Origin of the sequence: Granulicella sp. L60 (assembly GCF_009765825.1) — a bacterium.
Classification (GTDB): domain Bacteria; phylum Acidobacteriota; class Terriglobia; order Terriglobales; family Acidobacteriaceae; genus Edaphobacter.
In genome coordinates this window covers 506,932-531,981 of record NZ_LMUR01000022.1, presented here as the reverse complement: position 1 = coordinate 531,981, position 25,050 = coordinate 506,932, and the positions used below count along the sequence as shown (strand labels likewise).

Genomic DNA, 25,050 nt, shown 5'->3' with positions numbered 1-25,050 from the left:
GGGGGGGGGGGGAATCGCCGGAGCCTTCGCTGCGACGGAAGGGGGGACGGTCGCCGCCGGAGGAACGGTCTTTGCTGAAGGAGGGGCGGTCGCTACCGAAGCGCGGTTTGCTGCCGAAGCTGGGTTTCGAGCCGAAGCTGGGGCGCTTGGCTGCGTAGCTGGGCTTGCGGTCGTATGTTCGGGGAGCGGCGCCTTCGGAGCCTTCCTGCTCGCCGGATGGGTTTAGCGCGGCTGCGGCGGCTCGGTCGGCCTTCTCTTCCTCCCAGGGCTTGGTGAAGCTGGGACGGTCGGGGCGGTTGGATTCGCGGGTGAAGGGGCGGCGTTCGCGGGTGGTGGGGCGGTCTTCTGAACTGCGACCAGGTTTGGTTACAAATCCGGTGCCGACCTTGCGGGGCTTGGGGATGAACTTGGTGATGCGGGGGGTGTCGCCTGTGGCTTCGGCGCTTTCGCCTTCAGTGGTGACGACGAGAGAGTCGATGTCGTCGGATTCCGGATCCTCGATGGCGAGGAAGGCGGGGAGTTCACCGGCGACGTGAAGGACAGTGCGGCCTTCAACGGCTACAGTTTCTAGCTGGCGGGCGGACATCAGCGCGTGGACCACGTCCCGGATGCGCGAACGGGCGGCGATGGGGGAGAGGAATGTCTCGATGTCTTCTTCGGAGGCGACGATGGCCTGGCCGAGATAGAGGGAGATGAGGGCAGAGAGCGCGGTGGGCTGGCCGGCGTTGGCTCCGGCTTTGATCTGCTTGGTGAAGCGCGTGGTGGTGAGCTCCCAGAGGGTGGAGGCGCCGTCGGGCTGGGGCACGGGCAGAGCGCGGAGGTGCTGCCAGAGTTCGGTGAGGGCGCGAAGGACGGCGGTCTCGGTGACCTCTTTGCCGAGCTGGGTGGTGAGGTCGTAGGAGCTCATGCCGGTAGCGTGGTCTTTGGCACGCTCGGCGAGGAGGGTGTAGGTGTTGAGGGCGAGCGGGGAGACCTTGGTGGCGCCGCTGGTGGTGGGGGGCTGCTTCCAGGCTTTGTCGCCACGGAGGGTGAAGACGTAGGGGAAGGCGAGGGGAGAGACGATGAAGTCGGGGGTCTCGCTGCCGGTGCCGGTGGGCGAGCCGAGGAGGTTGAGGGGAATGGCTCCGCCGTCGAGGATGAGGCGTGAGAGGAGGGTGCGGGACTGATCGGTGTCGGCCAGGGTGGGAGCAGCGTTGGGCGTGCCGAGGATGGCTTCGACGAAGGAGGGCGCCGGGGACGGCAGCTGGGCGGCGCGAGGCGTGAAGAAGACGAGGCCAGAGGCGTTGAGCCAGTCGCGGAGCATGTTGATGGTGAGGATGGGCTCGGCGTTTTGATGCCAATGGCTGAGTCGGGCGGCGGCGAGTTGATCGGCCGTGGGGGTGCTTAGGTTGCTCAAGGTGTTGCCTTCCTGCTGGGCGAATCGATGCTACGCACTACAGCAATCTTCGGCCTGGGCCGAAGGACGGTCTTTGAATCGATGGGAGCGGCGCGCGACTGATGTTCGGTCAAATGGTCCGCTGCACGTCAATTACAAGGATACCGCAAAGTGCGGGTGGCCTGCGGGATACTTTCGCTGCGGATGAAAGTAAAGAGGTCGCGCCCTCGCCTGAGCCTGCGTGGACGCTTCAAGAACTGCGTGGGCGGGGAGGTTTATCTCCCAAGCGGACGCAGGCGGCGGCGTACCAGTTCCGACATGCCGAGAACACCGGTGGCAAGCAGGGTGAGCGAAGAGGGTTCGGGGACGGACGAGTCTCCGATGATTTGAACAGAGGTCGAATAGGTGTCGGCGTAGGAGGTGATAGACAGGGGTCCCGCTTCCGTCGAGGCAGAGACAGGACAGTCATATACTCCACCATCCGATGCACCGATACACGAATCGCCGATGGCTGGATTTGGCAGGGCCAGTTCTCCTCCGCTATCACTCCAGAAAATGATATCGATATTTGCCAGGTCACCGCCTGCGTAGTCGAAGCTGAAGTAATCTGCGCTGTCGGCGATGACTGTGCCGATGCCGCCTACGCTGATGGTACTGATCAGTCCGGCGCCGTCACTTATAAGAAATTCGCCGGGTGCTACGCTGCAACTGAAGTCGCTGTATTCGCTCTGGCAAGCCACGAACTCTTCGGTGGTAAATGTTCCGGTAACAGTTACAAGCTGGTTGGTGAAAGACTGACTACCGAGGGTTCCCGTCGCAACCTGGGAGATCGAAAGAGTGATGACGTCGGCGAAGACGAGAGACGAGCCGAAGAGAGATATCAGCGCGAGGTACAAGGCTAAGCGGAGAGATGGGCGCATAAGACCTCCAGGGACGCAAACTGCTTTGTAGAACAGGGACCCATGGAATCTGTCTCGCTGCGACGTTTTCCGAGGTCAGCATAGCGCATTCCAAGTTGCGGTGGTGGGCGTGTGCGGCTTTTTGTTGAAGTTTTTTGAGAGAGGTTAGATCCGCTGGAAGGCTTTGGCGATGTCTTTGTGGGAGTAGCGGAGGGCGATAGGGCGGCCGTGGGGGCAGGCGGTGGGGTGCTCGGTCTTGCTGAGGGCGTCGAGGAGCCAGGTGATCTTGGAGGGTTCGAGGGGCTGGTTGATCTTGATGGCGGCGTGGCAGGCGATGCTGGCGGCGATGCGGCGGCGGCGGGCTTCGGCGTTCTCGGTCTGGCGGTTGCGGTCGGGGATGGCGAGAACCTCTTCGAGCATCTGCTCGAGCTCGTGGCCTTCGAGACCGGCGGGGGCGGCTTTGACGGCGAGGGTGCGGGGGCCGAAGGGTTCGACCTCGAAGCCGTTGCGTTCGAGTTCGTCGGCGAGCTCGGCGAAGGTGATCATCTGGGCGGGAAGGAGATCGACGAGCATGGGTATGAGGAGGCGCTGGCGCTGGACTTGTTCGGTGTCGCGTTCGCGGAGAACTTTTTCAAAGAGGATGCGCTCGTGGGCTACGTGCTGGTCGATGATCCAGAGGCCCTCTTCGTTGGTGGCGAGGATGAAGGAGTCGCGTAGCTGGCCGAGGGGCTTGAGGGTGGAGAGGGCGGTGAGGGTGTCGGCTTGTTGAGGGGCAGCTCCGCTCTCTGCGGAATCGAAGCTGGATTCCGTGCGGTCGTAGCCTACGGGGATGGAGTGGCCGGAGAAGGCGAAGCGGCCGGGGGATGGCGGGACGATGGGGGCGGCGAGCTCGAACGTGGGGGATTTTACGTGGAAGGGTTCGGCGTCCGAGGGATGGTACGGCTCGGATTGGGAAAAATACAGGGGTTCTTCGCTGCGCTCCGAATGACGACTTCCATCAACGGGGCCGTTTGAGAAAGTGCTGGGGTCGTTGGTTGGGTTGAATAGTGGGGGGTCGGGTGCCCCGGGGAGCGGGCTTACGTCGAGGAGGAGAGAGCTTGAGGCTCCGTGGGGACCGTTCTGCAGGGCGGTGGCGAAGCTGGCGGCGGGACGGGCCTGCATGAGGGTGGTGCGAATGGTGTCGCGGACGAAGTCGTGGACGAAGCTGGGCTGACGGAAGCGAACTTCGGTTTTGGCGGGGTGGACGTTGACGTCGACCTCTTGAGGGGGCATCTCGAGGTAGAGGAGGACGACGGGGAAGGACGTCGGGGGAAGGATGTTGCGATAGGCCTCGGAGAGCGCGTGGAGGATGAGCTTGTCGCGGATGAGGCGCTGATTGACGAAGACGTAGATGGAGTTGCGGTTGAGCTTCTGCAGCTCGGGCTTGGAGACGAAACCGGTGAGACGGAGGAAGCCGGGTTCGGGCGGAGCGTAGTCGGCTTCGCGCTTCCAGGGTGGCGGCTCGGGCAGGCCGGCGCGGGTGAAGTCGATCTCAGCTGCGGTGGGGAGCATGTAGCTGGTGGTGTCTTTGCCGAAGATCTGGAAGAGGCGGTCGGCTGCGTTGGCTACGGCTGGAGCGACGAGGAGGGCCTGGGTGGCGGAGTGAAGCTCGAAGTGCCGGGTGGGATGGACGAGGGCGTAGTGGGTGACGAGCGCGGCGATGTGGGAGAGTTCGGTGGGCTCGGACTTGAGGAACTTGCGGCGGGCCGGGGTGTTGAAGAAGAGGTCTCGGAGGGTGATGGTGGTGCCGACGGGGAGGCCTGCGTCTTCGACGCGGAGGATGTTGCCACCGGCGATCTCTACGAGGGTGCCGGCTTCTTGGGGCTTGCCGTCTGCGGCGGCGCTGGCACGGGTTTCGAGGGTGAGGCGCGAGACGCTGGCGATGGAGGGGAGGGCCTCGCCGCGGAAGCCGAGGGTGGAGATGGAGAGGAGATCGTCGGAGGTGCGGAGTTTGGAGGTGGCGTGGCGTTCGAAGGCCAGGAGGGCGTCGTCACGGACCATGCCGTGGCCGTTGTCGGTGATGCGGATGAGCTTGCGACCTCCGGCTTCGACCTCGATGCGGATGCGGGTGGCGCCTGCGTCGAGTGAGTTTTCGAGGAGCTCTTTGACGACGGAGGCGGGGCGCTCGACGACTTCGCCGGCGGCGATCTGGTTCGCCACGAGGTCGGAGAGGATGCGAATACGGCCCATGAGTCGATTGTACGAGGGGAGCAGATTAAGTGTGAGGAGCGTGGTTACCGATGGGGTGTTCTGCAGGTAAGGATTGCTACGTCGGGAGTATTGGGCTGCGGATTTGAGAGCGAAAAGTCTTCACGATTTGTACGCAAGTTGCTGCATGTTCTTGTGTAACAGTTTGGCCAATTCGCCGGATTTTATGGGAGATAGCGATTGGTTACCTAAGTGCTCGTAGAGGTTCAGTAAAACCTCAGTATTAACAGGAGATTTATGACCCGTTTGACCCTTGCGCTTTGCAGCCTGGTTCTTGCTGGAGTTGGAACCACCTCCGCTTTGGCCGATACCGTCACGTTTGATTTCAGCTTCACGAGCACGAAAAACATTTCAGGTTCGGGAAGTTTTACGGCAACTTCAGTTGGAACCGATGAGTATCTTATCGACAGCATCAGCGGCACGACAGATACGGGAGACGGCACTGACAGGAAGATCACTTCCCTGCTTGCTCCGGGAACATTTCCCGAGGGCGCCGCTAACGACAACCTGCTCTTTTTCACTCCTTCGGACGATACGTATTCGCTCGACGTGTCAGGACTCTCGTATGAGCTGAACAATGGGGCGCTTTTAAACTTGTTCAGTGTCGGAACAAACGATGGGGTTGACCTGTTGCGGGTTAACGGCAATGAAGTGGTTCAAAGCATCGATATTTCGATTGCGCCTGAATCGTCGCCTGTTCCGGAGCCTGAGTCTATGGTGCTACTGGGAACTGGGTTGCTCGGTATGGTCGGATTGGTTCGGCGTAGACTCGCTCTCTAAACTTCTCAGATAGAAACTGTGGGATTGCAAAACTCTGGCGGGTGCTCTTCATGAGGCCCGCCTGTTTTTTTTGCGTAAGGCTTACTTCCTTTAATGCGTATGTCAGGGCAGGTGATGGACTCTTCGATACCGGACAGACACGGATCGGCTCCGGAGCATCCTAGGGCTAAGGAGAACGATCATGATCCGTAAACTGAAGACGGGGGAGTTCCGCATCTATTCGCGCCACCAGGATCCGAAGACGGGAAAGCGCAAGAATTTGGGGACGTTTGCTTCGCGGGAGAAGGCAGAGGAACACGAACGGGCGATTCAGTACTTCAAACGGAGCTAACGGCAAGAGCTTCGAGAGGTTACGAGAGAAAAGTGATGGATGTGCATTGAGCATTTTTTTTCACACTGTCCGCAAGGAAAGCGGGGATGAGTGTGATATGCAGCGTTTTATGGGCTTTATTCGTGAAATTGAGTTTGGCAGCCAAGGTGCATATGACTTGTGCGAGTCCCTACTTGCTTCACCTTAAGGAGTCCTATGAAATATTTTGCTCTTGCCCTTGGTGCGCTCTCTCTGGCACTTCTTCCTTCCTCCTCTGCCATGGCCGATACCTTTAGCTTCTCGTTCTCCGGAGTTGGTTTTTCGGGATCGGGAACGTTCCAGGCGACCGAAGTTGGTAAGACCGACATGTACACGATCACCTCGGGCACCGATGTCACCGGTTCCGTCTGGAGCTCGCTCGGCACAACGAACTTCACCTCTGTTCTTGCGCCTGGGAAGTTCGATAGCAACGACAACAAGATGGACTTTCCTGGGACGGGATTCGATAACTCCGACTTCTTCGATTCCAAGGGAGTGTCCTTCTCGCTCGCCGATGGACTGGACCTCAACCTGTCGGACGGCTGGTTTAACGAAGCGAAGGTTGGCTTTGCCGGCATTCCTCTCCAGATCGTCGAAGCAGACTGTGTGGATGTAACCAAGGATCCGTCGTCGCCTTCGCCGGTACCTGAGCCAAGCAGCCTGATGCTGCTGGGCACAGGAATTCTGGGAGCCGCCGGTGCGATCAAGCGTCGCGTGCTTGCATAAGGACAGTTTGTAATGTTATGTGAAACAAAAGCCGCCTCTTGATCGAGGCGGCTTTTGTTTGTTTGCGAGTATGGGAAAGACTGCGAGTAGATCTATTTCTTTTTCTTTACTGCTTTCTTCTTTGACTTCGTGGCAGTGGTGTCGCGGTCGCCTACCATGTGGAGTCGCATGAAGTTGGTGGCTCCGGATTTGGTGCGTGTCCCGGCGACGATACCTACGATCTGACGTTGATGAACGTGGCCGTGCGTTTCGAGGAGAACCTCGGCCATCTCGACGAGTTTGTCGGTGTCGCGGAAGCGGTCGCAGAGGATGGGGTAGGTGCCCCAAAGAAGCATCGAGCGATTGATGACTTTTTCGAAGGGAGAGAGCGCGAAGATGGGTGGATCGGGGTGGTACTTGGAGAGGAGGCGGGCGGTGGTTCCGGTCTCGGTGAAGATAGCGATGGCGGCGACGTCGAGGTCGTCTGCTGCGTGGGACATACACTCGCAGATGGTCTCGGCGATGGAGAGGCGAACGCTGGGGTGATGGCCGAGAGCAGGCGGTGGGTCGATGCGGATCTGATGTTCGGTCTCGGTGATGATCTTTGCCATCATGGCAACGGATTCGACGGGGTACTTGCCTGCGGCTGACTCGGCGGAGAGCATAACGGAGTCTGTGCCGTCGTAGATGGCGTTGGCGACGTCGGAGGCCTCGGCGCGGGTGGGGCGCGGATTCTCGATCATGGATTCGAGCATCTGCGTGGCGGTGATGACGGGTTTGCGATACTCGGCGGCGCGGCGGATGATGTGCTTCTGGATGGCAGGGACTTTTTCGGGCGGGACTTCCACGCCGAGATCGCCGCGAGCGACCATGATCGCATCGGTGATCTCTAGGATGCTGTCGAGGTGCTCGATGGCCTGGGGCTTTTCGAGCTTGGCGATGATCCAGGCGTCGGACTTGAGGGCGGCGAGACGGTTCTTGACGTGGCGGATATCGTCCGCAGTGCGGACAAAGGAGACGGCGACAGTGTCTACGCCCTGGCCGATGGCGAAGATGAGGTCCTCTTCGTCCTTTTCGGTGAGGGAGGGGACGTTGACGGCGATGCCCGGAAGGTTGATGCCCTTGTTTTCTCCGAGCATGCCGCCGTTGACGATCTCGCAGATGACATCGACGCCTTTGACGATCTCAACGCGCAGCTCGATGAGTCCGTCGGAGAGCAGGATGCGGGAGCCGGGCTCGAGGTTTTCGGCGAGTGTCTTGAAGGTAGTGCCGACGATGGCGGCGGTGCCTTCGATCTCGCGGGGGGTGATGGTGAGACGTTTACCCGCAACAAGCTGAACGGGTTTATGTCCTTTGAGTTTGCCGGTGCGGATCTTCGGCCCCTGAAGGTCGGCGAGGATGCAGATGGGCTTGCCCTCCTCCTTGGCGACGGTGCGGACCATCTTGATCAGCTCGGCCTTTTGGGCGTGACTGCCGTGGGAGAAGTTGAGGCGGGCAACGTCGAGGCCAGCGCGGACGAGCTGGCGGAAGACCTCGGGAGTACTGGAGGCAGGGCCGAGGGTGGCGACGATCTTGGCTCGGCGGGTACGCTCCTGGGAGAGAAAAGGGATATCAGTCGGCATAGGGCTTGGGGTGTTCCGGGGCTTCAGGGTCTTTGAGGTCGTCATGAGTCGCTTGCGGGTACTTTCTCACCATCGTGGATTGGGATGGTATGACCAGTGAGTTTTGCTTCCGTCGCAATTCTAACTGTGCGCGGAGTTGTTTGGGGGTAAGTGCTCGGAATGATGCGAGAAAAAGCGTGCGTGAAACTCGGAGTTGAACTCCGCCCCCCAGAGGACGCTGAGAGAGATGATATAGAGCCAGAAGAGGAGCGCGATGCCGGCGCCCAGTGAGCCGTAGACCTGGGAGTAGTTGGCGAAGCGGGTAACGTACCAGCCGAAGACGAGGGTGGCGATAAACCACATGAAGGTGGAGGCGACGGCTCCGGGGAGGGTGCGCTTCCACGATTGTTGCATTGGGGTGCCCATGTGATAGATGACCGCGGTAATGCCTATGCTGCCGGCGAGGGCGACGACCCAGCGGACGAGCAGGGCGAAGAGGTAGACGGGGGTACGGGCGGAGACCATGACGTGCAGGGCGAGCCAAAGGGTGATGAAGTGACCGAAGACGACGAGGAGACTAGCGAGGGCGAAGGGGATGAGAGAGAGAGGGACGAGAAGGAGGGCGCGCCGGCGGCGCTGGAGGAAGGTCCAGCAGTCGGCGGGGAGGTCGTTGGCACGGCGGACACCTTCCATGAGCGTGGCGATGACGCTGGAGGCTCCCAGGAGGCTGACGAGGGCGGAGAGGCTGAGGGCGTGGTTGGAGCGGACGGTATGGGCCGAGGTGACGAAGTAGCTCTCGAGGAGGGGGCTGACGTCGGGGGGGAGGATGCGGTCGAAGAAGGACGAGAGCTGGAAGCGAAGAGGCGCGGTGTCGGGCAGGAGGCTGACGACGGCTGCGGCGACGATGAGCATCGGGAAGAGCGACACCATGGCGGAGTAGGCGGTGGACTGGGCGAGGTTGAGGCAGTCGTGCTGCATGGCGCGGACGAAGGTGCCGTGGATGACTCTGGGAAGGCGCGCGAGCCTTCGCATGAGAACGGTCCGCAGGCGGGCGGGCGGCGTCAGATTAGGCCTTCCACCGGGTGAGGAAGTCGGTGACAGAGGATGCGTGAATGTAGCGCATGTCCCCGAACTCGCCGGTCGTCTGGGAGTAGAGCAGCTTGCCGGTGGCGTCGAGAACTGCGAGGGCTGGGACGCCCTGCTTGAGGGGAACCTTGTACGTTTCAGCGATGTCAGCGTTTTTGTCGAAGTGGCCGATGTCGACGTGGACGACGAGGAAGTTGTTGGCGAGGAGCTGGTCGTTGGGGCTTTGGTGGAAGTAGATGTCGAGGACCTGGCAGTCACCGCACCAGTCGCCGCCGAAGCTGAGGATGACACGTTTGTGTTCGTGTCTGGCTTGTTTGAGAGCTGCGGCGATCTCGGTTTTGGCGTCAACATCTGTGGGATAGAGGTGTTTCTTGACGGCTGGGACAGGGGTTACAGGCTGGCGCGCAGGTGGTGTTGCGGCGAAGGGCGGCGCAGCTTCAGGGCTGGGTTGTTTGTTCTTGCAGCCGGTCATGAGAGAGGTGGAGGCGGCGAGGGAGAGGGTAAGGAAGATCGGAGTCCGGCGATTCGAAGGGGCGGTCACATGCATGGTTGAGACCTTCCTAGAGATGAGTGGGACGAACTGCGGTCAGGCCTTCCAGCGCTTGAGGAGCGCGGTGATGGCCTCCGGGGTGGGACGTTCGAACTCCTTGGGGCGCTCGGAGTAGAGGAGCCTACCATGAGCGTCGATCACAGCCAGCGCGGGCACGCCTTTGGTGATGGGGACTTGATACTTCTGGGCGATGTCGAGGTTCTTGTCCATGTGGCCGATGTTGATGTGGACGAGAATGTAGTGTTTCGCGATGATCTCGGCGTTGGGGCTTTGGTGGTAGTAGAAGTCGAGAACCTGGCAGTCGCCGCACCAGTTGCCCCCGAAGTCGAGCAGGACGCGTTTATGCTCGCTGCGCGCGCGGACGAGGGCGGAAGAGATGTCTGCGGCTGGACTCGAGGTGTCGGAGTAGAGGTCTTTGTTGACGTGGAAGGTGGACTGCGCGCTGGCCTCTACGAGGGGCAGAAGCGAGAGGGAGAAGGCTGCGGCGAGGAGGAGTGCGGAACGAAGTGTAACGACCTGGAGTTTCATAGTGATCGGATTAACCTTATGCCGGTGTATCGAGAGACGGATAGCGTGCCCTTGAAAGAAGCGGACACTAACGATGATGCACGAAGATCGCGGCACGACGCAAAGTATCTTGCGTGTGGCCATCATGATGGTGACGGGTCGCTACTTGCCGGTGTAGTAGCCGTCGCGGGTTTGGACCAGCAGGCCCTTCTGTTTCACGGAGAGGTCGACCTGGTGGTAGCCGTCGGCGGAGGCGTCCTGGCTGGGGGTATAGCCGAGACGGTACTGTGAGCGGAGTTCTTCGGCTATCTGGTTGTAGATCTGGGCTACGTCTTCGTTCTTTTTGACCTCGAAGAAGCGTCCGCCGGTCTCCTGGGCCATGCGCTCGAGGATCTTCTTGCCGTCGGTGCGTGGACCGCTGGGGGTGTTGTTGCCGGGATTGTTTCCGCCGGGATAGCCTCCACGGCCGCCGGGGTAGCCGCCGCCAGGATAACCACCCCCAGGGTATCCGCCGCCGGGATAACCGCCGCCGGGATAACCTCCTCCGGGATAACCGCCTCGGCTGCGCTGCTGGTTGTTGTTGGCGGGATGGGACTCTTCGCCCTTGAAGTAGATGGCATAGATGATGGTGTCGGCGCGCTGGGCGGTCTCGATGGATTTGACGAGGTTCTCGCGGCTGCCGCTGTCGACGCCGTCGGAGAGGATGATGACGGCTTTGCGACCGGTGCGCTTGCTCATGATCTCGTCGGAGGTGAGGAAGAGGGCGTCGTAGAGGGTTGTGCCGCCGTGACGATGACCGCTGCCGCTGTCGGTGGAGTCGGAGTCGCTGGGGGTGTCGATCTCCTTGAGCGCGGCCTGAAGCAGGGGCCGAGAGGGGGTAAGGTCCTGAAGAAGCTCGGTCTGATGGGCGAACTGGGCGATGAAGGCCTGATCTTTGGGCGTGGTGAGCATCTGGTCCAGGAAGGTGCTGCTGGCGGTGCGCTCCTCGTCGAGGACCTTGCGCTGGGAGAGGCTGGTGTCGACGAGCAGGCCGAGGGTGAGAGGGAGGTCGGTGTCTTTATCGAAGTAGCGGATGGTCTGGGGCTTGCTGTCCACCTGTAGAACGAAGTCGGCCTTGGTGAGGTTCTGGATAAGAGCGCCCTTCTTATCGCGGACGACGACGGGCAGGTTGACGAGACGGGCGTCGACCGAGAGGGTGGAGACGTTGGAGGATGGAGCGGGGGTCTGGCTGGAGGCTGGAGGCTGGGATGAGGCAGGCGCGGGTGCTGCGCTTTGCTGGGCAGAGAAGGGTTGAGCAGAGAGACAAGGCGCAAGGGCGGTGAGGAGGCCGGCGAGCAGGAGAGGCCGGACAGAGCTGGGGGCGTTCATGACTGGTTAGACGAGGTCGGCGATGGGGGGTTTCAAAGGCGAGCTAAAATTAGAAATCATCGACATGAGGGTGTTTCTGTTGCAGAATGCTGGCAACAAGAAAAATGCTGGTACAAGTGTGCAATGGACATAAACAAGAGCAGCGATGCGGCGTCGGAGGACAGCCTGCAGCAGGAATTCGTCCAGTGGCCGCATCTGGCCGGGACGTTCGTTGTACTGCTCCTGTTCTCGTGGCTCGGAATCGTTCTTTCTCGACAGTCCGAGGGCGTGGCCACGATCTGGTTTACCAACGGGCTACTGTTCGCGCTTGTGATCCGCAAATCACGCAAGGTGTGGATTCATTACTTTATTGCAGGGATCGTGGCCGATACGCTGGCGGATGTGATCTACGGGGATCCGCTAAAGCTCGCATTCGGGGTTTCGCTGGCGAACTCTTTCGAGGTCATCTGCTCTTCCCTGGTGCTGACGCGGTGGTTCGGTAACCCGTTTCATCTGACCAGGCGCAAAGAGCTGGTAGCGTTCCTGGGGATAGCAGTGGTTGGGGCGACGGCGGTCACCAGCGCACTGGGGGCGAGTTGGACGCTGCTGTTTGTCGATGGCGGACCGTGGTGGATGCTGTTCCGAACGTGGTACCTGGGCGATGTACTAGGAATGGCGATTATTGCGCCTCTGGTGTTCATTCTGCAGCGGCCTGGATTCTTTGTCATGTTGCAGCGCCGCCAGTTGCCAAAGACACTGTTGTTCCTGGCGGTGCCGGCGCTCGCTACCTTTATGGTGTTCCGGGACAGCAAAGACCCGCTGATCTTCTTTATCTTCCCTGCACTCCTGTTTGTGGTGTTTCGCCTCGGATTCCCGGGGACGGTGCTGGCTACCTTCGTGATCGCGCTGATTTCGATCTCCTGCACGGTGTCGGGCCATGGACCGCTGATGCTGATTCGAAATACAAATTTGCCGCACCGCATTGTGATTGAACAGATATTTCTTGCCGTGGCGCTGTTTACTTTCTTTCCGGTAGCTGCGCTGCTGGAGGAGCGTAAGGCGCTGGAGGTCTCGCTGCAGGCAAGCGAGTTGCGGTATCGGGAGCTGGCCAGCGCCGATTCGCTGACGGGGCTGGCGAACAGGCGGGCGTTCGACGAGAAGCTCGAAGAGGAGTGGCGGAGGGCGTTGGAGGAACAGGAGTCGTTGGCGCTGCTTTTGATCGATGTGGATCTGTTCAAGTCCTATAACGATATCTACGGGCATGTAGGCGGAGATGAATGCCTGCGGTGCCTGGCGAAGGTGATTGGGTCTTCTCTACAAAGGAGCGCAGATACGGCAGCGCGCTTTGGCGGCGAGGAGTTTGCCGTGATTCTGCCGAATACAGAGCTGAATGAGGCCATGATTGTTGCGGAGAACATTCGCGAGGCAGTTGCTGCGATGGGACTGCCGCACTGCGGAAATACCTCCGGAGTTCAGACGATCAGCGTGGGAGTCGCCGCGGTCGTCCCCGAGTTGGCGGCAGCCGCAGTGTCCCTGGTAGCTGCGTCGGACCATGCGCTGTACCGCGCGAAGTACCTCGGCCGGAACCGGGCAGAGGCGACAGGGGCTGCGGCATAGGATTTCTAAAGTCAACGGAATGATCGCTCGGAACGGCGAAGGCTTCAATGCGGTCTTCCGAGGATACGATTGTCATTTAAAGGGCTTACATTGGATGTAGAGGCGTGTATTCTGGCGGCACGATGAAACAGATTCTGTGGTTGGGGGCGGGTTGTCTCTTCGCCTGCCTGGGTGCAGGTTGTGCGTCCGTGTCGGCGACGGCGTCGATAGCCGCGGCGGCTACACGGGCGAAGCCTCCACTAGGCTCGTCGGGCACGGTGGTGTTGTGGCCCAATGGGGCTCCGTACGCCCGTGGCACGGAAGATGAAGATGTGCCGAAGATGTTCTCTTATCCGGCCATGGGAGGCTCGGGAACGCATACGGCGGTGATCGTGATGCCGGGCGGCGGGTACGAGCATCTGGCGATGGAGAAAGAGGGGGCCGAAGAGGCCCGGTGGCTGAGTGCGCGGGGCGTAACGGCGTTTGTTTTGGAGTACAGGCTCGGGCCGCGATACCACTTCCCTTCCCCTATGCTGGACGGAGCGCGGGCGGTGCGTTACGTGCGCAGCCATGCGGAAGAGCTTGGCGTGGCAAAGAACAGAATCGGACTGTGGGGATTCTCCGCGGGCGGAAATCTGGCAGGATATCTGGCGACGGTCAACGATCCCGGAGAGGCAAAGGCCGAGGATCCGATTGAACGGGTGAGCGACCGGCCGGACTTCGCGATCGTCTCCTACGGCCGGTTCACGATGGATGATTCGATCCCACGGAAGACCAATATGGAGGGCTTGCTGGGAGCGCATCCCACGCAGGCGATGATGGATCAGGTGTCCGTAGTGAAGAAGGTAACGAAGGCTACGCCGCCATGCTTTATCTTCGCGACGACGGCGGACCAGACGGTAAATTCGCTGAATGCGACAGCGTTCTACGATGCGCTGAAGCGGGTGGGCGTGCCGGTGGAACTACATATCTTTGAACGCGGTACGCATGGGTTAGGCATGGGCCAGGGAATGAAGCGATTTCCGGAGGTGGCTATCTATCCGACACTGGTGGCGAACTGGATGGCCGTGCACGGATGGATGACGCAGGAAGAGAGTGACGGCAGCGAAGCGAGGACAATAACGAGATAGACGCGAGAAGAGCAGGGCGCGTCGCACGAATGAGCAATGGACTCAATTTCATTAACAAGCGGACTACAAAGGCTAAACAGACGCTTCATAAAAAAATATCCGTACTGATGCGCTTCCACTATAAGTGAGTGGACTCCTCCCGTCGTTCAGATAGCTGACAGTAATGATCTTATGGCTAAGCGAACCACGTATTTTGAGGTATTACTTGAAGGTTTTCGTGTTTGAATCCCCACGGCCGTGGGTTTGGATGACCGGATTCTCGCTGGTACTGGTGTGCCTGACGCTTGGACGGCTAAACCATGACCTCCATGCCGGGGCGGTGGCCGCCGCTTTATTGGGATTTACTGGCTTGGCAGCTGCCATGTGGGCGCTGTGGCGAGAGCATGGCAGAGCACAGAAGCTAAATGGCGCACAGGAGGCTCATTCAAAGTTTCTGGCAGCTGCGGAGACGAGCCTGGACGCATTTTCACTGGTGGAGTGTGTGCGCAATGATGAGGGCAAGATCATCGACTTCCGCATACTCTTTGCGAATGCGAACACAGAGAAGCTGCTTGGGAGGCCACGGGCACAGTTGCTTGGGCAGATGGTATGCGCGGTGACTCCGCTGAAGTCGACAGGACCAATCTTCGCCGCACTATGTTCCGTTGTGCACACCGGTGAACCGCTGAATCAAGAGTTTCAGGTGAAGAATGCAAGCATCAAGGCATCGTGGGTGCGCACCCAGATCGTGAAGCTGGGGGACGGCTTGGCGATTACGTGCGGCGATATCAGCTTATCGAAGGTGGCAGAACAACACCATGCGCGCCTGGCGGAGTTCAACGACTCTGTCTTTCAGAATGCGCCGTTCAGCATTATTGCAACGGATATGCGCGGTACGATTACGGCCATGAACGCGGCGGCGGAGAAGCTGACAGGGTACAGCCGTGAGGAGATGGTGGGGAAGGTTCCGCTGACGGTACTGCATGATGAGCGGGAGCTGCTGGGAAGAGCGGTCGCGATCGACCCGTCGACCACTGTGGAAGAGTACGGGCTGCAGGCACTGACGGCTGGTGCGGCCGCAGGTGAGATGGAAGAGCAGGAGTGGACGCTGATCCGGCGAGATGGAGCGCGTACGCCGATCAATCTTGCGATGCGAGCGGTGACCTCGGATGCCGGCGAGATGACTGGGTTCGTCGGTATTGCGTTCGATATCACCGAACGCAGACAGATGTTGGACTACGTGACTCACCTGGCAAGCCACGACCAGCTTACGGGCCTGGCGGGACGCGCGTTGATGCAGGATAAGACGGTGCAGGCAGTGGAGCTGGCGCGTCGTCTCGGAACCAAGGTTGCGGTGTTTATGATCGACCTGGATCACTTCAAACGGCTGAACGATTCGCTTGGACACGCCGCCGGCGATCAGCTTCTCATCGAGGCCGCGAGGCGCCTGAGCCGTGCGGTGCGTAGTACAGATGTAGTAGCGCGGGTGGGTGGAGACGAGTTCGTCGTCGTGATGCCTGACATTACAAGCATTGAAGATGTGGAGCAGTGCGCGGCCAGCCTGGTGGCGAAGCTGACGCCGGAGATCTCGATTGAGGGCCATCAGGTGCAGATTACGGCGAGTGTTGGGGTTTGCATCTATCCCGAGTTCGCAAGCGACGCAAAGCACCTGCTGAAGAGGGCAGACTCCGCGATGTATGCGGCGAAGGAGAATGGACGCAACCAGTACCAGATCTTCAGCGAGAGCATGTTAAAGGAGACGGCTGAGCGCCTGACGATGGAACACGCCCTGCGGCATGCGCTCGCCAACCAGGAGCTTCGCCTGCACTATCAGCCGCAGATCTCTTTGACGACCGGGGCGGTGATTGGAATGGAGGCGCTGCTACGGTGGACGCATCCCCGGCTGGGCAGCATCTCGCCGACACAGTTCATTCCGCTGGCCGAAGAGACGGGGTTGATTGTTCCGATCGGCGAATGGGTGTTTATGACAGCCTGCCGCGAGGGGAAGGCTATCCAGGATGAGTTAGGCAAGGAACTGACGGTTTCAGTGAATCTGTCGCCGCGGCAGTTTCAGCAAAAGAACCTAGTGGAGATGGTGGAACGCTCACTGGCTATGAGCGAGTTGCCTGCAGAGAGACTGCAGATTGAGATCACCGAGAATATGCTGATGATCAACTCCGGCGACAACCTAGACAAGCTGCAGAAGATGAGAGAGCTTGGGGTGAGAATCTCGATCGATGACTTCGGCACAGGATTTTGCAGCTTCTCGTACCTGCTGCAATATCAGGTGGATCGGTTGAAGATCGATCAAAGCTTTGTAAAGAAGGCGGGAACGGACGCCAACGCGGCGGCAGTGGTGCGAACCATTATCGCGATGTCGCATGGACTGAATATCAAGGTGGTTGCCGAGGGCGTGGAGACCGAAGAGGAGATGCGCTTCCTGCTGAGGAGAAAATGCGATGAGGCGCAGGGAAACTTTGTTGGGAGGCCGGTTCCACCCGAGGAGTTTTGTGAGGTCGTCCGCAAATTTGGCCAGCTCGTATCGGTCCGATCTACCGAACCGGTGAGCGGCTGGGTGCGTTAGGACGAGGCGCCGAAACATGGACGTCGCGCTGAGAACAGGAACAGCCTGCACTTTGAAACACGCCCACATTGATTTGAGCGCGTCTCAAAAGTGCAGGTCCGCTGATCAGGCAGTCGTTCGACTGCGCCTGATGAGATGGTAGATGCCGAGCAGAATGAGTGCGCCGACCAGCGACATAAGGAATCCCGCGGACTGATCGGGCTGGTAGTGGCCGATGGCGCGTCCGAGGTAGGTACCCAGAAAAGAGCCGGCGATGCCGATGAGCATCGTAATAAAGATTCCACCAGGCTCTTTGCCCGGAATAATGAGCTTGGCTAGTGCGCCAACGACTAGACCGATGAGAGCAGTCCAAAGCAGATGAAACATATCTTGTTCCTCCATGTCTTTTTTACCGGGGTTGCCGGATCCGACTCGCTGGATGGGGAAAGAATACTCCTGGATCGGATAGATGCCAGAACTTATTGTTTCCGGGAACATTTTATTGTGCGAGTCATCGCACAGGAGACGTGCAAAGACCGAGAGGGCCTGAAAGCACGGTCTATCTTCTGCTAGGGGCGGAGAACGTTCGGACTATGCGGATGGCTCAGGAGCGTTGCGAACGATGAGGTCGTTCTTCCAGAGGGCCAGGACGACGTCCATCTGGCTATTGTGGGGGATCTCCTCGCCGTCGGTGACCTCGGCCCAGAGCGTGTTGACGGTCTTATGCGTGCCTGCGTTGAGAAGGGCTACGGCGCGGAGGGCGTAGGCCTTGGCCTTGTTGGATGGAGCGTACTGGCCGGGGGGAATTCCCTTGATCAAGCCAGCCTCACAGAGACTGAGAAAGGCGAAGCGGGGGCCTCCCTTGCGTTGCGCTGACGGGCTGGTGGGGTAGAGCTTTTCCGCCGCTCCCTGCCATCGCGCCGAGGGGGAGAGTGGTTTGCCGTGGGTTTCCATGCGGGCAGCGATGAGGGCGGCCTCGCCGTATTTGTTCGCCATACTATCTCCTATGTAGATTGTTTCAGATTCACGCGGAGCGTTTTGGCTTTGCGGTGGCTTTGGATGCGGCCTTGGCTGTTGTCCCGGATTCAGCGGGTGGCGCGGATTTGTCGTCCTGCCAGAGTTTGAGACCGCCGTCGATGGCGTTGCTGTTGGCTCCGATGATGACGTGATTAGGCAGATTGTTCATCAGCTTGGCGTTACCGCCTCCAAGGACGACGTAGTCGCAGATGAGCGCAGCCTGAAGACGGGTGATGATGTCGATGACGGACTTGCGCCATCGCTTCTTTCCGCGCAACTCCAGACCGGCGAGGCCGATGTACTCCTCATACGTGCGCCCTTTTTTGTAAGGAAGATGAGCGAGTTCGAGGGGGATCACAGTGCCGTCGAAGATCATGGCAGAGCCGAGGCCTGTGCCGGTACCGAGGAAGAGCATGCGGCCGCCCTTGTAGCCCCCGAGGGCCTGCATGGCGGCGTCGTTGATGAAGCGAATGGGCTTGCCAAAGGCTTTGCTGTAGGGGAAGTCGATCCAGCCGGCGCCGAGGTTGTGGGGTTCGGCGAGGGGATGGTCGTGAACCACTGGGCCGGGATAGCCGATGGAGATGCAGTCGTACGCCCAGCCTGCGGTGGCGGCGAGGACTTGCTGGGTCATCTGTTCAGCGTCCATGGTGGGGCCGGATGGAATTTTGATAGGTACACGCATGTCGGTGGACGCCACCTTGACGTGAGTGCCGCCGATGTCGATTACGAGAACTTTCATTGCAAGTTGCATATTAGCAGCGATTCCGTGGGTGTGCACATGGGCAGAAGAACAACGAATGGAAGGCTTTGAGCCTGTTGCCTCTGGTCAGGACCGACAGTTTGAAGCCCCTGGATGATTTTGGTGGAGTGGATGTAAAAGCTTCTTTCGGTCTGGAGTTTAAAGGTTCCTTCAAGCCAATGTATTGAAAATAAAGATCAAGAAAAATATCGAAATAAATCATTGACAGTCGTACTGCAAACAAAATATGTTGGTGACGGGTACTTTTACCCCAAAGGTTATCAATCATGCGTAGAGTCATCGTGGCTGCCCTCGCCCTCGTCCCCACCCTGCTTCACGCTCAGGTAAATTCGCCTGCACAAACCCAGTCCACCGGAAGCTCGCTTCAGTCGAAGCTGGTTCAGCCGGCGGCGTTCGCCTCGGAGTCGGATCGTAGCACCGCTAGCTCTCCTCTGCGAATCTCCACTGGAGTCAATGGCCCGAAGTTGATCCACACTGTGTCTGTAGAGTCCGACTCCGCGCTGTTTCTGAGGGTCGTTCCGAGCGATGAAAAGGTGGTTGTCGCATTGGTTGTCGATGAGAGCGGCAAGCCCTTTGATTTGAAGGTTGTAGGACAGGTCAATCCGGTTCTGGAGAAGAATGTTCTGGACGCGGTTAGCCAGTTCCGCTTCAAGCCAGGCACTCTGGATGACCAGCCGGCGCCGGTTCCTGTCGAGCTGGAGCTTACGATACGCAGCCAGCGTTAGACGTTTGCTGTTCGGCGTTTCGGCGCCAGGTATCATTGCTGAGCGATGTGAAGGAGGGCTCCTGGAGTCCTCCTTTTGCTTGCATGCAATCCCTTGGGAATGTGTCGTTTAGGTGTTATTTCACGGACGATGGGACCGCGGGAGTCCCGCCGGGGCCGGTGGTGGTTGGGTTGGGGCGGAGGATGAGGAACGCCGCGATCAGCAGGATGATAACGACTGTTACGCACCAGAAGGTGCGGGAACCGGATCTATGAGGCGTGTTCTGGGTGCTGTCGTTTAAGGGTTCCATGGATCTATGATGCACGTCGAGATGAATTGAAATGTGATTGCGTGTCAAAAAATGGCGGACGTGGTGGATGGGGCTTTTTGTTGGGGGTTTTGGCGATTCTGGGTGTTTTGATGGTGGTTTTTTGTGGTGAGTTCGTGGTGGGTTGTGTGGTGACGGTGGTAAATAGGAGGTCACTTTTTGAGGTGCTGAAAGTACGACAGGTTTTTGAGATTTATTTTTCGGAGCGATGCGCTTGAGTAGTCCTGATGAAATTGTCTGCCTTGCCTGGGGTCATGGCAGCAGACAGGAAGGCATATCTCAGGGGCTGAAGCCCCCTTTTTCAGCGAGGCTGAGAGACCCAAGGCAAAAGCCTTGGGCCATCTCAAAGGCAAGAGCAAAATCTTCTGCTCTGGAAGAAATTTTCTACTCTGGAACAATAGAGAAGATGCTATAGAGGTGAGAGACGAAGGTGGGCCGCTAGTTTGCGGCTGGCTTGTCTGAGGTTTTGCCGGCTGGCTTGTCGGGCTTGTCGGTTTTTTCTGTGACCTTTGCGGTGAAGGTGCCGTCGTAGCCGAGGGGTGCTACGTCGATGGCTCCGCTTAGTGTTCCCTTATCGTCGAAGGTGCCGGAGTAGGTGAGGGTGAGTGCGTCACCCTGGTAGGAGCCGCCGTGAACGATGGTGACCTTCTGGCCGTCGACGGTGACGGTGGTGTCGTAGGCCTTGCCGTCGGTGCCGGTGCAGGAGCCTGTGATCTTGTCTTTGACCTGAGTAAAGATGCAGGCTTCGCTGATGGGATATCCCTGAACGTCTCCGGTGATGGTCCACGCTCCGGTGACCGTTGGCTGGGCGAGGAGCGCTGTGGTGGAGAGAAGTAGCAGGGGAAAGATTCGCTTCATAAGACTCCTTTGTGTGGGACCAATATACATTGCAGATTCGAAGAGGCGGAGGACTTCCTGGGTGCGGCGCGCCCCCCGCATCCTCTGTGGGCATGGAGGCGACCTATCGAAGGCGGCGCTTTCGAAGCAGACGAAGAGTGCGTGGGCTTGCGAGAGTGCAAAGAGGGATTAGCTTATCGGGTAATCCCAACTTTTGATTGTTGCTGCTTTGTGGTGGAACGGATTTAGCTTAAAGCCGTTTCGCCTTTCGCAGTGGGTGCAGAGGAAGAACAACGGCGAGTGCAACGGCAAAGACAGAATACAGGGTTCTTCCCCTTCGATACGCTCAGGATCAGAATGACGACTTGTAGAGCGGAGTTCGTACGGGGCATCGAGGTCGATGCATCTCCGAAAAACCCAGGTCTCAGAAGCGAGACCTGGGGCACCCAAATTCTGCCTCTATCTAACTTTGAGAACTCCGCTCTAAAGAAGCGGGCGCGGAGCATAAACGGGCCGGGTCTATAGACAGACACGGATCTGGGGAAAGGCGAGGATCGGCGGGGGCTTATACACTCCGAGGCTTGTCGTTCGCCTACGCTTATCGTTCTCCTATGAAGGTGAGAACGGGGGTGCCGGTGGAGGTGTCGTTGAGGACGGCGACGATAGCATAGCCCTGCTGAGTGAGGGTGGCGAAGGTGGCCGGGGCGGCGGTCATGAAGAGGCGTGGGATGCTGTCGCCCTGGACGCGTGTGCCTATGAGGATGAAGTTGCCGGTGCTGTCTGCCGATGGGGTCATGGCGGTGAGGATGTATCCCTGCTGAGCGAAGCTGGAGATGGTGGAGGCTACGTTGGGGAAGGTGACGGCTGCGACGGTGACGTCGTAGGGGCTGGTGTCGCCTTGCCAGCTGTAAGAGAAGTAGACGATTTTGCCCAGGTCAGAGGAGACGGCGGTGATGACCTGGCTATGCTGGCCAGCTTGCGTTGCTGCGGTCTGCAGTTGAGCGGTCGTGGCTGCGGGGATGGTCGTCTGTGAGCCGATGAATGGCAGGTTCTGAGTGGGACCCTGTATCCAAGATGCGCCGAAGAAATTGTATGTCTGCTGGAGCTGGAGCGAAGTAAGGACGGAGTTGGCTGCGTTGACTGCTGTGCCACCAACGATCGGCCAGTTTGGGCTGTTGAAGTCGGAAGGAAACTCGGAATAGGAGTCGCCTCCGTAGCCGACGGAGAGATCGAGGTTTATGAGATTGGCGGGCAGGTTATATTGCTCGAAGAACAGCGGACAAGCGGCTTTGGCATTTGTGTTGTTTAGTTCGCACTGGTTCAGGGCGGCGAGATAGAGCGGCGTTCCAATGCTGTTGGGGTAATAGACACCAAAACCTTGCGAGCTGCTGGATGGAACGCTGGGTGGGCCGTTGTTGTAGCCGTTGATGGTGGAGCGGGCGTCGACTTGCTGGAAGCGCAGGTCGCCAACCTGGGGAGCGCGGGCGGTGATGGTGAGCGAGGCGGGGTTGCTGGTGACGCTGCCAGCGGAGTTGCTGACGACTACGGTGAAGGATGAGTTGTTATCGGCGGCAACGGTTGTGGGCGTGGTGTAGGTGCTGGCGGTCGCGTTGGCGATGGGTGTGCCGTTGTCGCTCCACTGGTATTGGAGAGAGGAGCCGATGGCTGTGACGGAGAAGGTGGCGGCGGTTCCGAGGGAGACGGACTGGTTTGCCGGCTGGGTGGTGATGACGGGAGGGGTGAGTGGAGAGGTAGGAGGCGAGGTGGGCGGTGCGGTATAGGGGGTCGTGACGGTGGAGAAACAGCCGCAGAGGGGAAGGACCAGCGATGCGAGGATGGCTAAGAAGAGGGGAACGAACTTCAGTCTGCGGTCGCGCAATAGATCAGACTCAGGCAGCGAAGAGCACAACATGGCCGCGATCATGTGCCGATGATACAGGGGGGATTCGGTTTGGTCTACGAAAAGAACCTGGGTGGGTGGGCGGCGTAGTGTGGATATAGCTTAGGTTAGGGCGTCCAGAGTAGAGGCTGGCGGCGCAGGTCTCTCGTCCTGCCGGTCTGTTGGATATGAGTTTCTGTCTGCTATCTCTCTAGCGTGGCGATGATGCTCTTTTTGCGGCGTCGTCGATAACGGCTGCGATCTTTGCGGGCTCTTCCAGGATGGACATGTGGCAGGTCGAAAGAGTGGTCGTCACTGCTCCCATTCTTTTTGCGGCCTCGGCTTGCATGGCTGGCGGGAGCATGCGGTCTTTGGTCGAGATGACGGCCCATGTGGGCTTTGTCTTCCAGGCCGCCACTGTAAGTTTCTCATTGAACATGGGGCCGTAGCTCTGACCTTGTACGGCGAGCGCGAGCTTTCGCTCCGCCATCGGGAGTCCTTCGGCGATGATGTCGATCATGCCTTCGGGGGTGAGGGTTGCGAAGTTGTCGGGGTCGACGCGGATCTGCTTCTGGCCGTCCGTCCATCCGTACGGAGCGCTGGCGTCGTTGGCGGACTGTCCGGCCTCGGGCGCGTAGGCGGTGACGTAGACGAGAGCGGCGACTTTAGGATCGTCGCCTGCCTGGGTGATGACGGCGCCTCCCCAGGAGTGGCCGACGAGGATGACGGGGCCGTCCTGCATGGCGACGATTCTTTTGGTGAAGGCGACTTCGTCGGCGAGGGAGGTCATCGGATTTTGCACGGCGACTGCGTGATAGCCCATGTCCTGTAGGAGCGGAATGACCTTCGACCAGCTGGAGCCGTCGGCAAAGGCGCCGTGAACAAGCACGATGTTGTTGACTGATGCTGGGGGCATGGCGTCCTCTTTGAGTGTCCGACTGTGTGGGCTTGTGATGCCGGGAGTTGTTGGGCGGCGTCATTTATCTTCTATGTTCAGGTAGCTTCGGGGCTGGATTTGATGGTGAGTGGGAGAGGGTGGTGGAGACGTGGCCATGCGTCAACATGAGGTTCACACTCGACTGGACCGGGCGCCGGTGCAGATCTTTGCGGCGAACGATCGCATGAACCAGATGCTTATCGAAGGTCTTGACGCTGCGGCCTGGAGGGCACAACCGCCGGGGAAGGTTCGAACGATTGCGGCGATCTTTACGCATATGCATAACGTCCGCTGTAAGTGGGTGAGGCTTACGGCTCCGCATCTGAAGGTTCCGGTGCAGCTTAACCGTGCGCGCTGTACGCCGGAGGAGGCTCGTGCGGGATTGGCTGAGAGCGCTGCTCGGTGCGGAGAGATGCTGGGTGAGGCGCTGGGTGATGGGGTGGGGCGCGTCGAGATGTTTCGCAGGGATGGATGGGCTCCGGCGTGGCCGGTTGGTGTGGAGATGCTGTGCTACATGGTGGCTCATGAGGCGCATCATCGCGGGCAGGTGTGCATGGTGGCGCATCAGCTCGGATTCGCGCTGCCGCGTGAGGTGGCGGATGGGATTTGGAACTGGGAGAAGATTTGGAGGGAGTGCGGAGCGGATGGTAGGCCGGGTTCTACGTGATCACCATTGGACGCGGACGCCGAAGATGGTGATGAGTAGCGGGGCCTGGTCGGGACTGATGATGAGGCCGTCGAGGTTGGAGGGTGTTCCACGGAGGCCGTCGAGCCGGCAGCCACGGAGGTCGGCGGACGCGAGTTTGGTGTGGGAGAGGTCGGCGCGGCTGAGGTCGCAGTCGCGGAAGATGACGCCGGAGAGCTCGGCTCCGTAGAAGTCGGCGTCGGTGAGGTTGCAGCTCTCGAAGACGCACTGCTGGAGGCGCGCCATGCGGAGGAGAGAGAAGTCCATCTTGCACTCGCGGAAGAGGACGCTCTTGAGTTTAGCTTCGGTGCAGATGGCGCCGGTGAGACGAGTGGAGATGATCTCGACGCGCTCGAGGGAGCTGCCGGTGAGGACGATGTTGGCGAGGTCGGAGTCTTCGATGCGGGCGTCGTGCAGGTGCAGGCCGTGCGCGTTTGGGTCGGCGAGGGTGACGGAGGTGCAGAGGCAGCGGTCGATGCGGACGGGCTGGCCGCGTGGGCTTTGGAGGGATGGGATGGCGGTGTTGGATGCTGTCGCATCCTGCACGATGCCAGTTGCGAGCTGCTCGGCGAAGGTGTCGGTGAGGAGTTCGGGGTCGATGTCCGGGGCGATGCGGGCTTTGGGTTTTGATGCCATGGGTAAAGACTATCGTGCTGTAGCTGTTGGGTCGTGAACGATGGAAGGGTGTGCATCTTTACGGACAGCTTTCTGAGATAAGTGGATTTAAAGACGGCGCGTATGCAATCTTCTTACCCGCGACGTGAATCAGAGGTTGTGCGGTCGAGCGTTTCATACATCGTCATTGAGAGTTCCCTGGAGGATTTATGTCAGCAACCATGAAGGTAGCGCAGGTTCCCAGTCCCGGAGCGGATATCCAGATTGTGGAGCGCGGGATTCCTGAGCCGGGTCCGGGACATGTTCGGATCAAGGTGCAGGCCTGTGGTGTTTGCCACAGTGATGTGCTCACGAAAGACGGTAGCTGGCCGGGAATTCAGTATCCGCGGGTTCCGGGGCATGAGGTTGCGGGCGTCATCGACGGTGCAGGTGCCGGGGTTTCGGGGTGGAAGAAGGGGCGCGCGTTGGCGTGGGCTGGCACGGCGGCCAGGATAATACGTGCATCCCGTGCAGGCGCGGAGATTTTCGCAACTGCCAGAATTTGAAGATTCCGGGCATCAGCTACGACGGGGGG

The 25,050-nt window shown here is 59.5% G+C and carries 24 protein-coding genes and 1 pseudogene; 9 read left to right on the top strand and 16 right to left on the bottom strand.

Annotated elements, in window-relative coordinates; all coding sequences use genetic code 11:
- The 3 genes from GSQ82_RS23180 to mutL all read right to left on the bottom strand — a co-directional run.
- On the bottom strand, positions 1-1,396 hold a 1,396-nt coding region (locus GSQ82_RS23180; protein WP_216847163.1), incomplete at its 3' end, for a hypothetical protein.
- 254 nt (positions 1,397-1,650) lie between these two features.
- Positions 1,651-2,295 (bottom strand): PEP-CTERM sorting domain-containing protein, encoded by a 645-nt coding sequence (locus tag GSQ82_RS23175; RefSeq protein WP_158794634.1) that lies wholly within the window; start codon positions 2,293-2,295, stop codon positions 1,651-1,653.
- Positions 2,296-2,439: 144 nt separating this feature from the next.
- Complete coding sequence (gene mutL, locus GSQ82_RS23170; protein WP_158794633.1) at positions 2,440-4,503, bottom strand: DNA mismatch repair endonuclease MutL; 2,064 nt, start codon at positions 4,501-4,503, stop codon at positions 2,440-2,442.
- A 255-nt stretch (positions 4,504-4,758) separates the two neighbouring features.
- Between mutL and GSQ82_RS23165 the strand changes: the two genes are divergently transcribed.
- The 3 genes from GSQ82_RS23165 (at position 4,759) to GSQ82_RS23155 (ending at position 6,376) form a co-directional block, all read left to right on the top strand.
- Positions 4,759-5,301 (top strand): PEP-CTERM sorting domain-containing protein, encoded by a 543-nt coding sequence (locus GSQ82_RS23165; protein WP_158794632.1) that lies wholly within the window; start codon positions 4,759-4,761, stop codon positions 5,299-5,301.
- A gap of 181 nt (positions 5,302-5,482) precedes the next feature.
- Positions 5,483-5,632, top strand: a complete 150-nt coding sequence (locus tag GSQ82_RS23160) for a hypothetical protein (protein ID WP_158794631.1) — start codon at positions 5,483-5,485, stop codon at positions 5,630-5,632.
- A gap of 195 nt (positions 5,633-5,827) precedes the next feature.
- Positions 5,828-6,376 carry a PEP-CTERM sorting domain-containing protein gene (locus GSQ82_RS23155; protein ID WP_158794630.1) on the top strand — a complete coding sequence of 183 codons (549 nt, stop codon included), beginning with the start codon at positions 5,828-5,830 and terminating at the stop codon, positions 6,374-6,376.
- 92 nt (positions 6,377-6,468) lie between these two features.
- On the opposite strand, the gene pyk is transcribed toward GSQ82_RS23155, so the two are convergent.
- From pyk to GSQ82_RS23130, 5 genes are all read right to left on the bottom strand, one after another.
- Positions 6,469-7,977: a pyruvate kinase gene (pyk, locus tag GSQ82_RS23150; RefSeq protein WP_158794629.1), complete on the bottom strand. Its 1,509-nt coding sequence runs from the start codon at positions 7,975-7,977 to the stop codon at positions 6,469-6,471.
- Between the two features lie 120 nt (positions 7,978-8,097).
- A complete protein-coding gene (locus GSQ82_RS23145; RefSeq protein ID WP_158794628.1) occupies positions 8,098-8,988 on the bottom strand; it encodes a YihY/virulence factor BrkB family protein in 891 nt (296 codons plus the stop codon).
- A gap of 34 nt (positions 8,989-9,022) precedes the next feature.
- The gene (locus GSQ82_RS23140; RefSeq protein WP_254061868.1) at positions 9,023-9,589 is read right to left on the bottom strand and encodes a thioredoxin family protein; all 567 of its coding nucleotides are present in this window, start codon (positions 9,587-9,589) and stop codon (positions 9,023-9,025) included.
- Between the two features lie 39 nt (positions 9,590-9,628).
- Positions 9,629-10,120: a thioredoxin family protein gene (locus GSQ82_RS23135; protein WP_158794627.1), complete on the bottom strand. Its 492-nt coding sequence runs from the start codon at positions 10,118-10,120 to the stop codon at positions 9,629-9,631.
- A gap of 141 nt (positions 10,121-10,261) precedes the next feature.
- Positions 10,262-11,467, bottom strand: coding sequence for a VWA domain-containing protein (locus tag GSQ82_RS23130; RefSeq protein WP_158794626.1), 1,206 nt, complete (start codon positions 11,465-11,467; stop codon positions 10,262-10,264).
- Between the two features lie 123 nt (positions 11,468-11,590).
- Between GSQ82_RS23130 and GSQ82_RS23125 the strand changes: the two genes are divergently transcribed.
- The 3 genes from GSQ82_RS23125 (at position 11,591) to GSQ82_RS23115 (ending at position 16,735) form a co-directional block, all read left to right on the top strand.
- Entirely contained in the window at positions 11,591-13,063 is a 1,473-nt protein-coding gene (locus GSQ82_RS23125; RefSeq protein ID WP_158794625.1) for a diguanylate cyclase, read from the top strand.
- Positions 13,064-13,185: 122 nt separating this feature from the next.
- Positions 13,186-14,172, top strand: coding sequence for an alpha/beta hydrolase (locus tag GSQ82_RS23120; RefSeq protein ID WP_158794624.1), 987 nt, complete (start codon positions 13,186-13,188; stop codon positions 14,170-14,172).
- 217 nt (positions 14,173-14,389) lie between these two features.
- Positions 14,390-16,735, top strand: coding sequence for an EAL domain-containing protein (locus GSQ82_RS23115; RefSeq protein ID WP_158794623.1), 2,346 nt, complete (start codon positions 14,390-14,392; stop codon positions 16,733-16,735).
- Between the two features lie 105 nt (positions 16,736-16,840).
- Here GSQ82_RS23115 and GSQ82_RS23110 read toward each other — a convergent pair whose 3' ends face one another.
- The 3 genes from GSQ82_RS23110 to GSQ82_RS23100 form a co-directional block, all read right to left on the bottom strand.
- Entirely contained in the window at positions 16,841-17,101 is a 261-nt protein-coding gene (locus tag GSQ82_RS23110) for a GlsB/YeaQ/YmgE family stress response membrane protein (RefSeq protein ID WP_158794622.1), read from the bottom strand.
- Between the two features lie 204 nt (positions 17,102-17,305).
- Positions 17,306-17,710: a hypothetical protein gene (locus tag GSQ82_RS23105; protein WP_158794621.1), complete on the bottom strand. Its 405-nt coding sequence runs from the start codon at positions 17,708-17,710 to the stop codon at positions 17,306-17,308.
- Between the two features lie 28 nt (positions 17,711-17,738).
- Complete coding sequence (locus GSQ82_RS23100) at positions 17,739-18,470, bottom strand: ROK family protein (protein ID WP_158794620.1); 732 nt, start codon at positions 18,468-18,470, stop codon at positions 17,739-17,741.
- A gap of 287 nt (positions 18,471-18,757) precedes the next feature.
- On the opposite strand from GSQ82_RS23100, the gene GSQ82_RS23095 reads away from it, so the two are divergent.
- The gene (locus tag GSQ82_RS23095; protein ID WP_158794619.1) at positions 18,758-19,216 is read left to right on the top strand and encodes an energy transducer TonB; all 459 of its coding nucleotides are present in this window, start codon (positions 18,758-18,760) and stop codon (positions 19,214-19,216) included.
- A gap of 115 nt (positions 19,217-19,331) precedes the next feature.
- Here the strand turns inward: GSQ82_RS23095 and GSQ82_RS23090 are convergent, their stop codons facing one another.
- The 4 genes from GSQ82_RS23090 to GSQ82_RS23075 all read right to left on the bottom strand — a co-directional run bounded on the left by GSQ82_RS23090 (position 19,332) and on the right by GSQ82_RS23075 (position 23,155).
- The gene (locus GSQ82_RS23090; protein ID WP_158794618.1) at positions 19,332-19,505 is read right to left on the bottom strand and encodes a hypothetical protein; all 174 of its coding nucleotides are present in this window, start codon (positions 19,503-19,505) and stop codon (positions 19,332-19,334) included.
- Positions 19,506-19,961: 456 nt separating this feature from the next.
- A complete protein-coding gene (locus tag GSQ82_RS23085; protein WP_158794617.1) occupies positions 19,962-20,381 on the bottom strand; it encodes a hypothetical protein in 420 nt (139 codons plus the stop codon).
- A gap of 577 nt (positions 20,382-20,958) precedes the next feature.
- Positions 20,959-22,272 (bottom strand): hypothetical protein, encoded by a 1,314-nt coding sequence (locus GSQ82_RS23080; RefSeq protein WP_158794616.1) that lies wholly within the window; start codon positions 22,270-22,272, stop codon positions 20,959-20,961.
- A gap of 178 nt (positions 22,273-22,450) precedes the next feature.
- Positions 22,451-23,155, bottom strand: coding sequence for an alpha/beta fold hydrolase (locus GSQ82_RS23075; RefSeq protein ID WP_158794615.1), 705 nt, complete (start codon positions 23,153-23,155; stop codon positions 22,451-22,453).
- Positions 23,156-23,291: 136 nt separating this feature from the next.
- Here GSQ82_RS23075 and GSQ82_RS23070 point away from each other — a divergent pair, with 136 nt between their 5' ends.
- Positions 23,292-23,843 carry a DinB family protein gene (locus GSQ82_RS23070; protein ID WP_158794614.1) on the top strand — a complete coding sequence of 184 codons (552 nt, stop codon included), beginning with the start codon at positions 23,292-23,294 and terminating at the stop codon, positions 23,841-23,843.
- Here the strand turns inward: GSQ82_RS23070 and GSQ82_RS25460 are convergent, their stop codons facing one another.
- Positions 23,844-24,497 carry a pentapeptide repeat-containing protein gene (locus GSQ82_RS25460; RefSeq protein ID WP_158794613.1) on the bottom strand — a complete coding sequence of 218 codons (654 nt, stop codon included), beginning with the start codon at positions 24,495-24,497 and terminating at the stop codon, positions 23,844-23,846. It lies immediately after the preceding gene.
- Positions 24,498-24,685: 188 nt separating this feature from the next.
- Here GSQ82_RS25460 and GSQ82_RS25275 point away from each other — a divergent pair.
- Positions 24,686-25,041 (top strand): annotated as a pseudogene (locus GSQ82_RS25275) (alcohol dehydrogenase catalytic domain-containing protein); the annotation flags it as partial.
- Between the last annotated feature and the right edge of the window lie 9 nt (positions 25,042-25,050).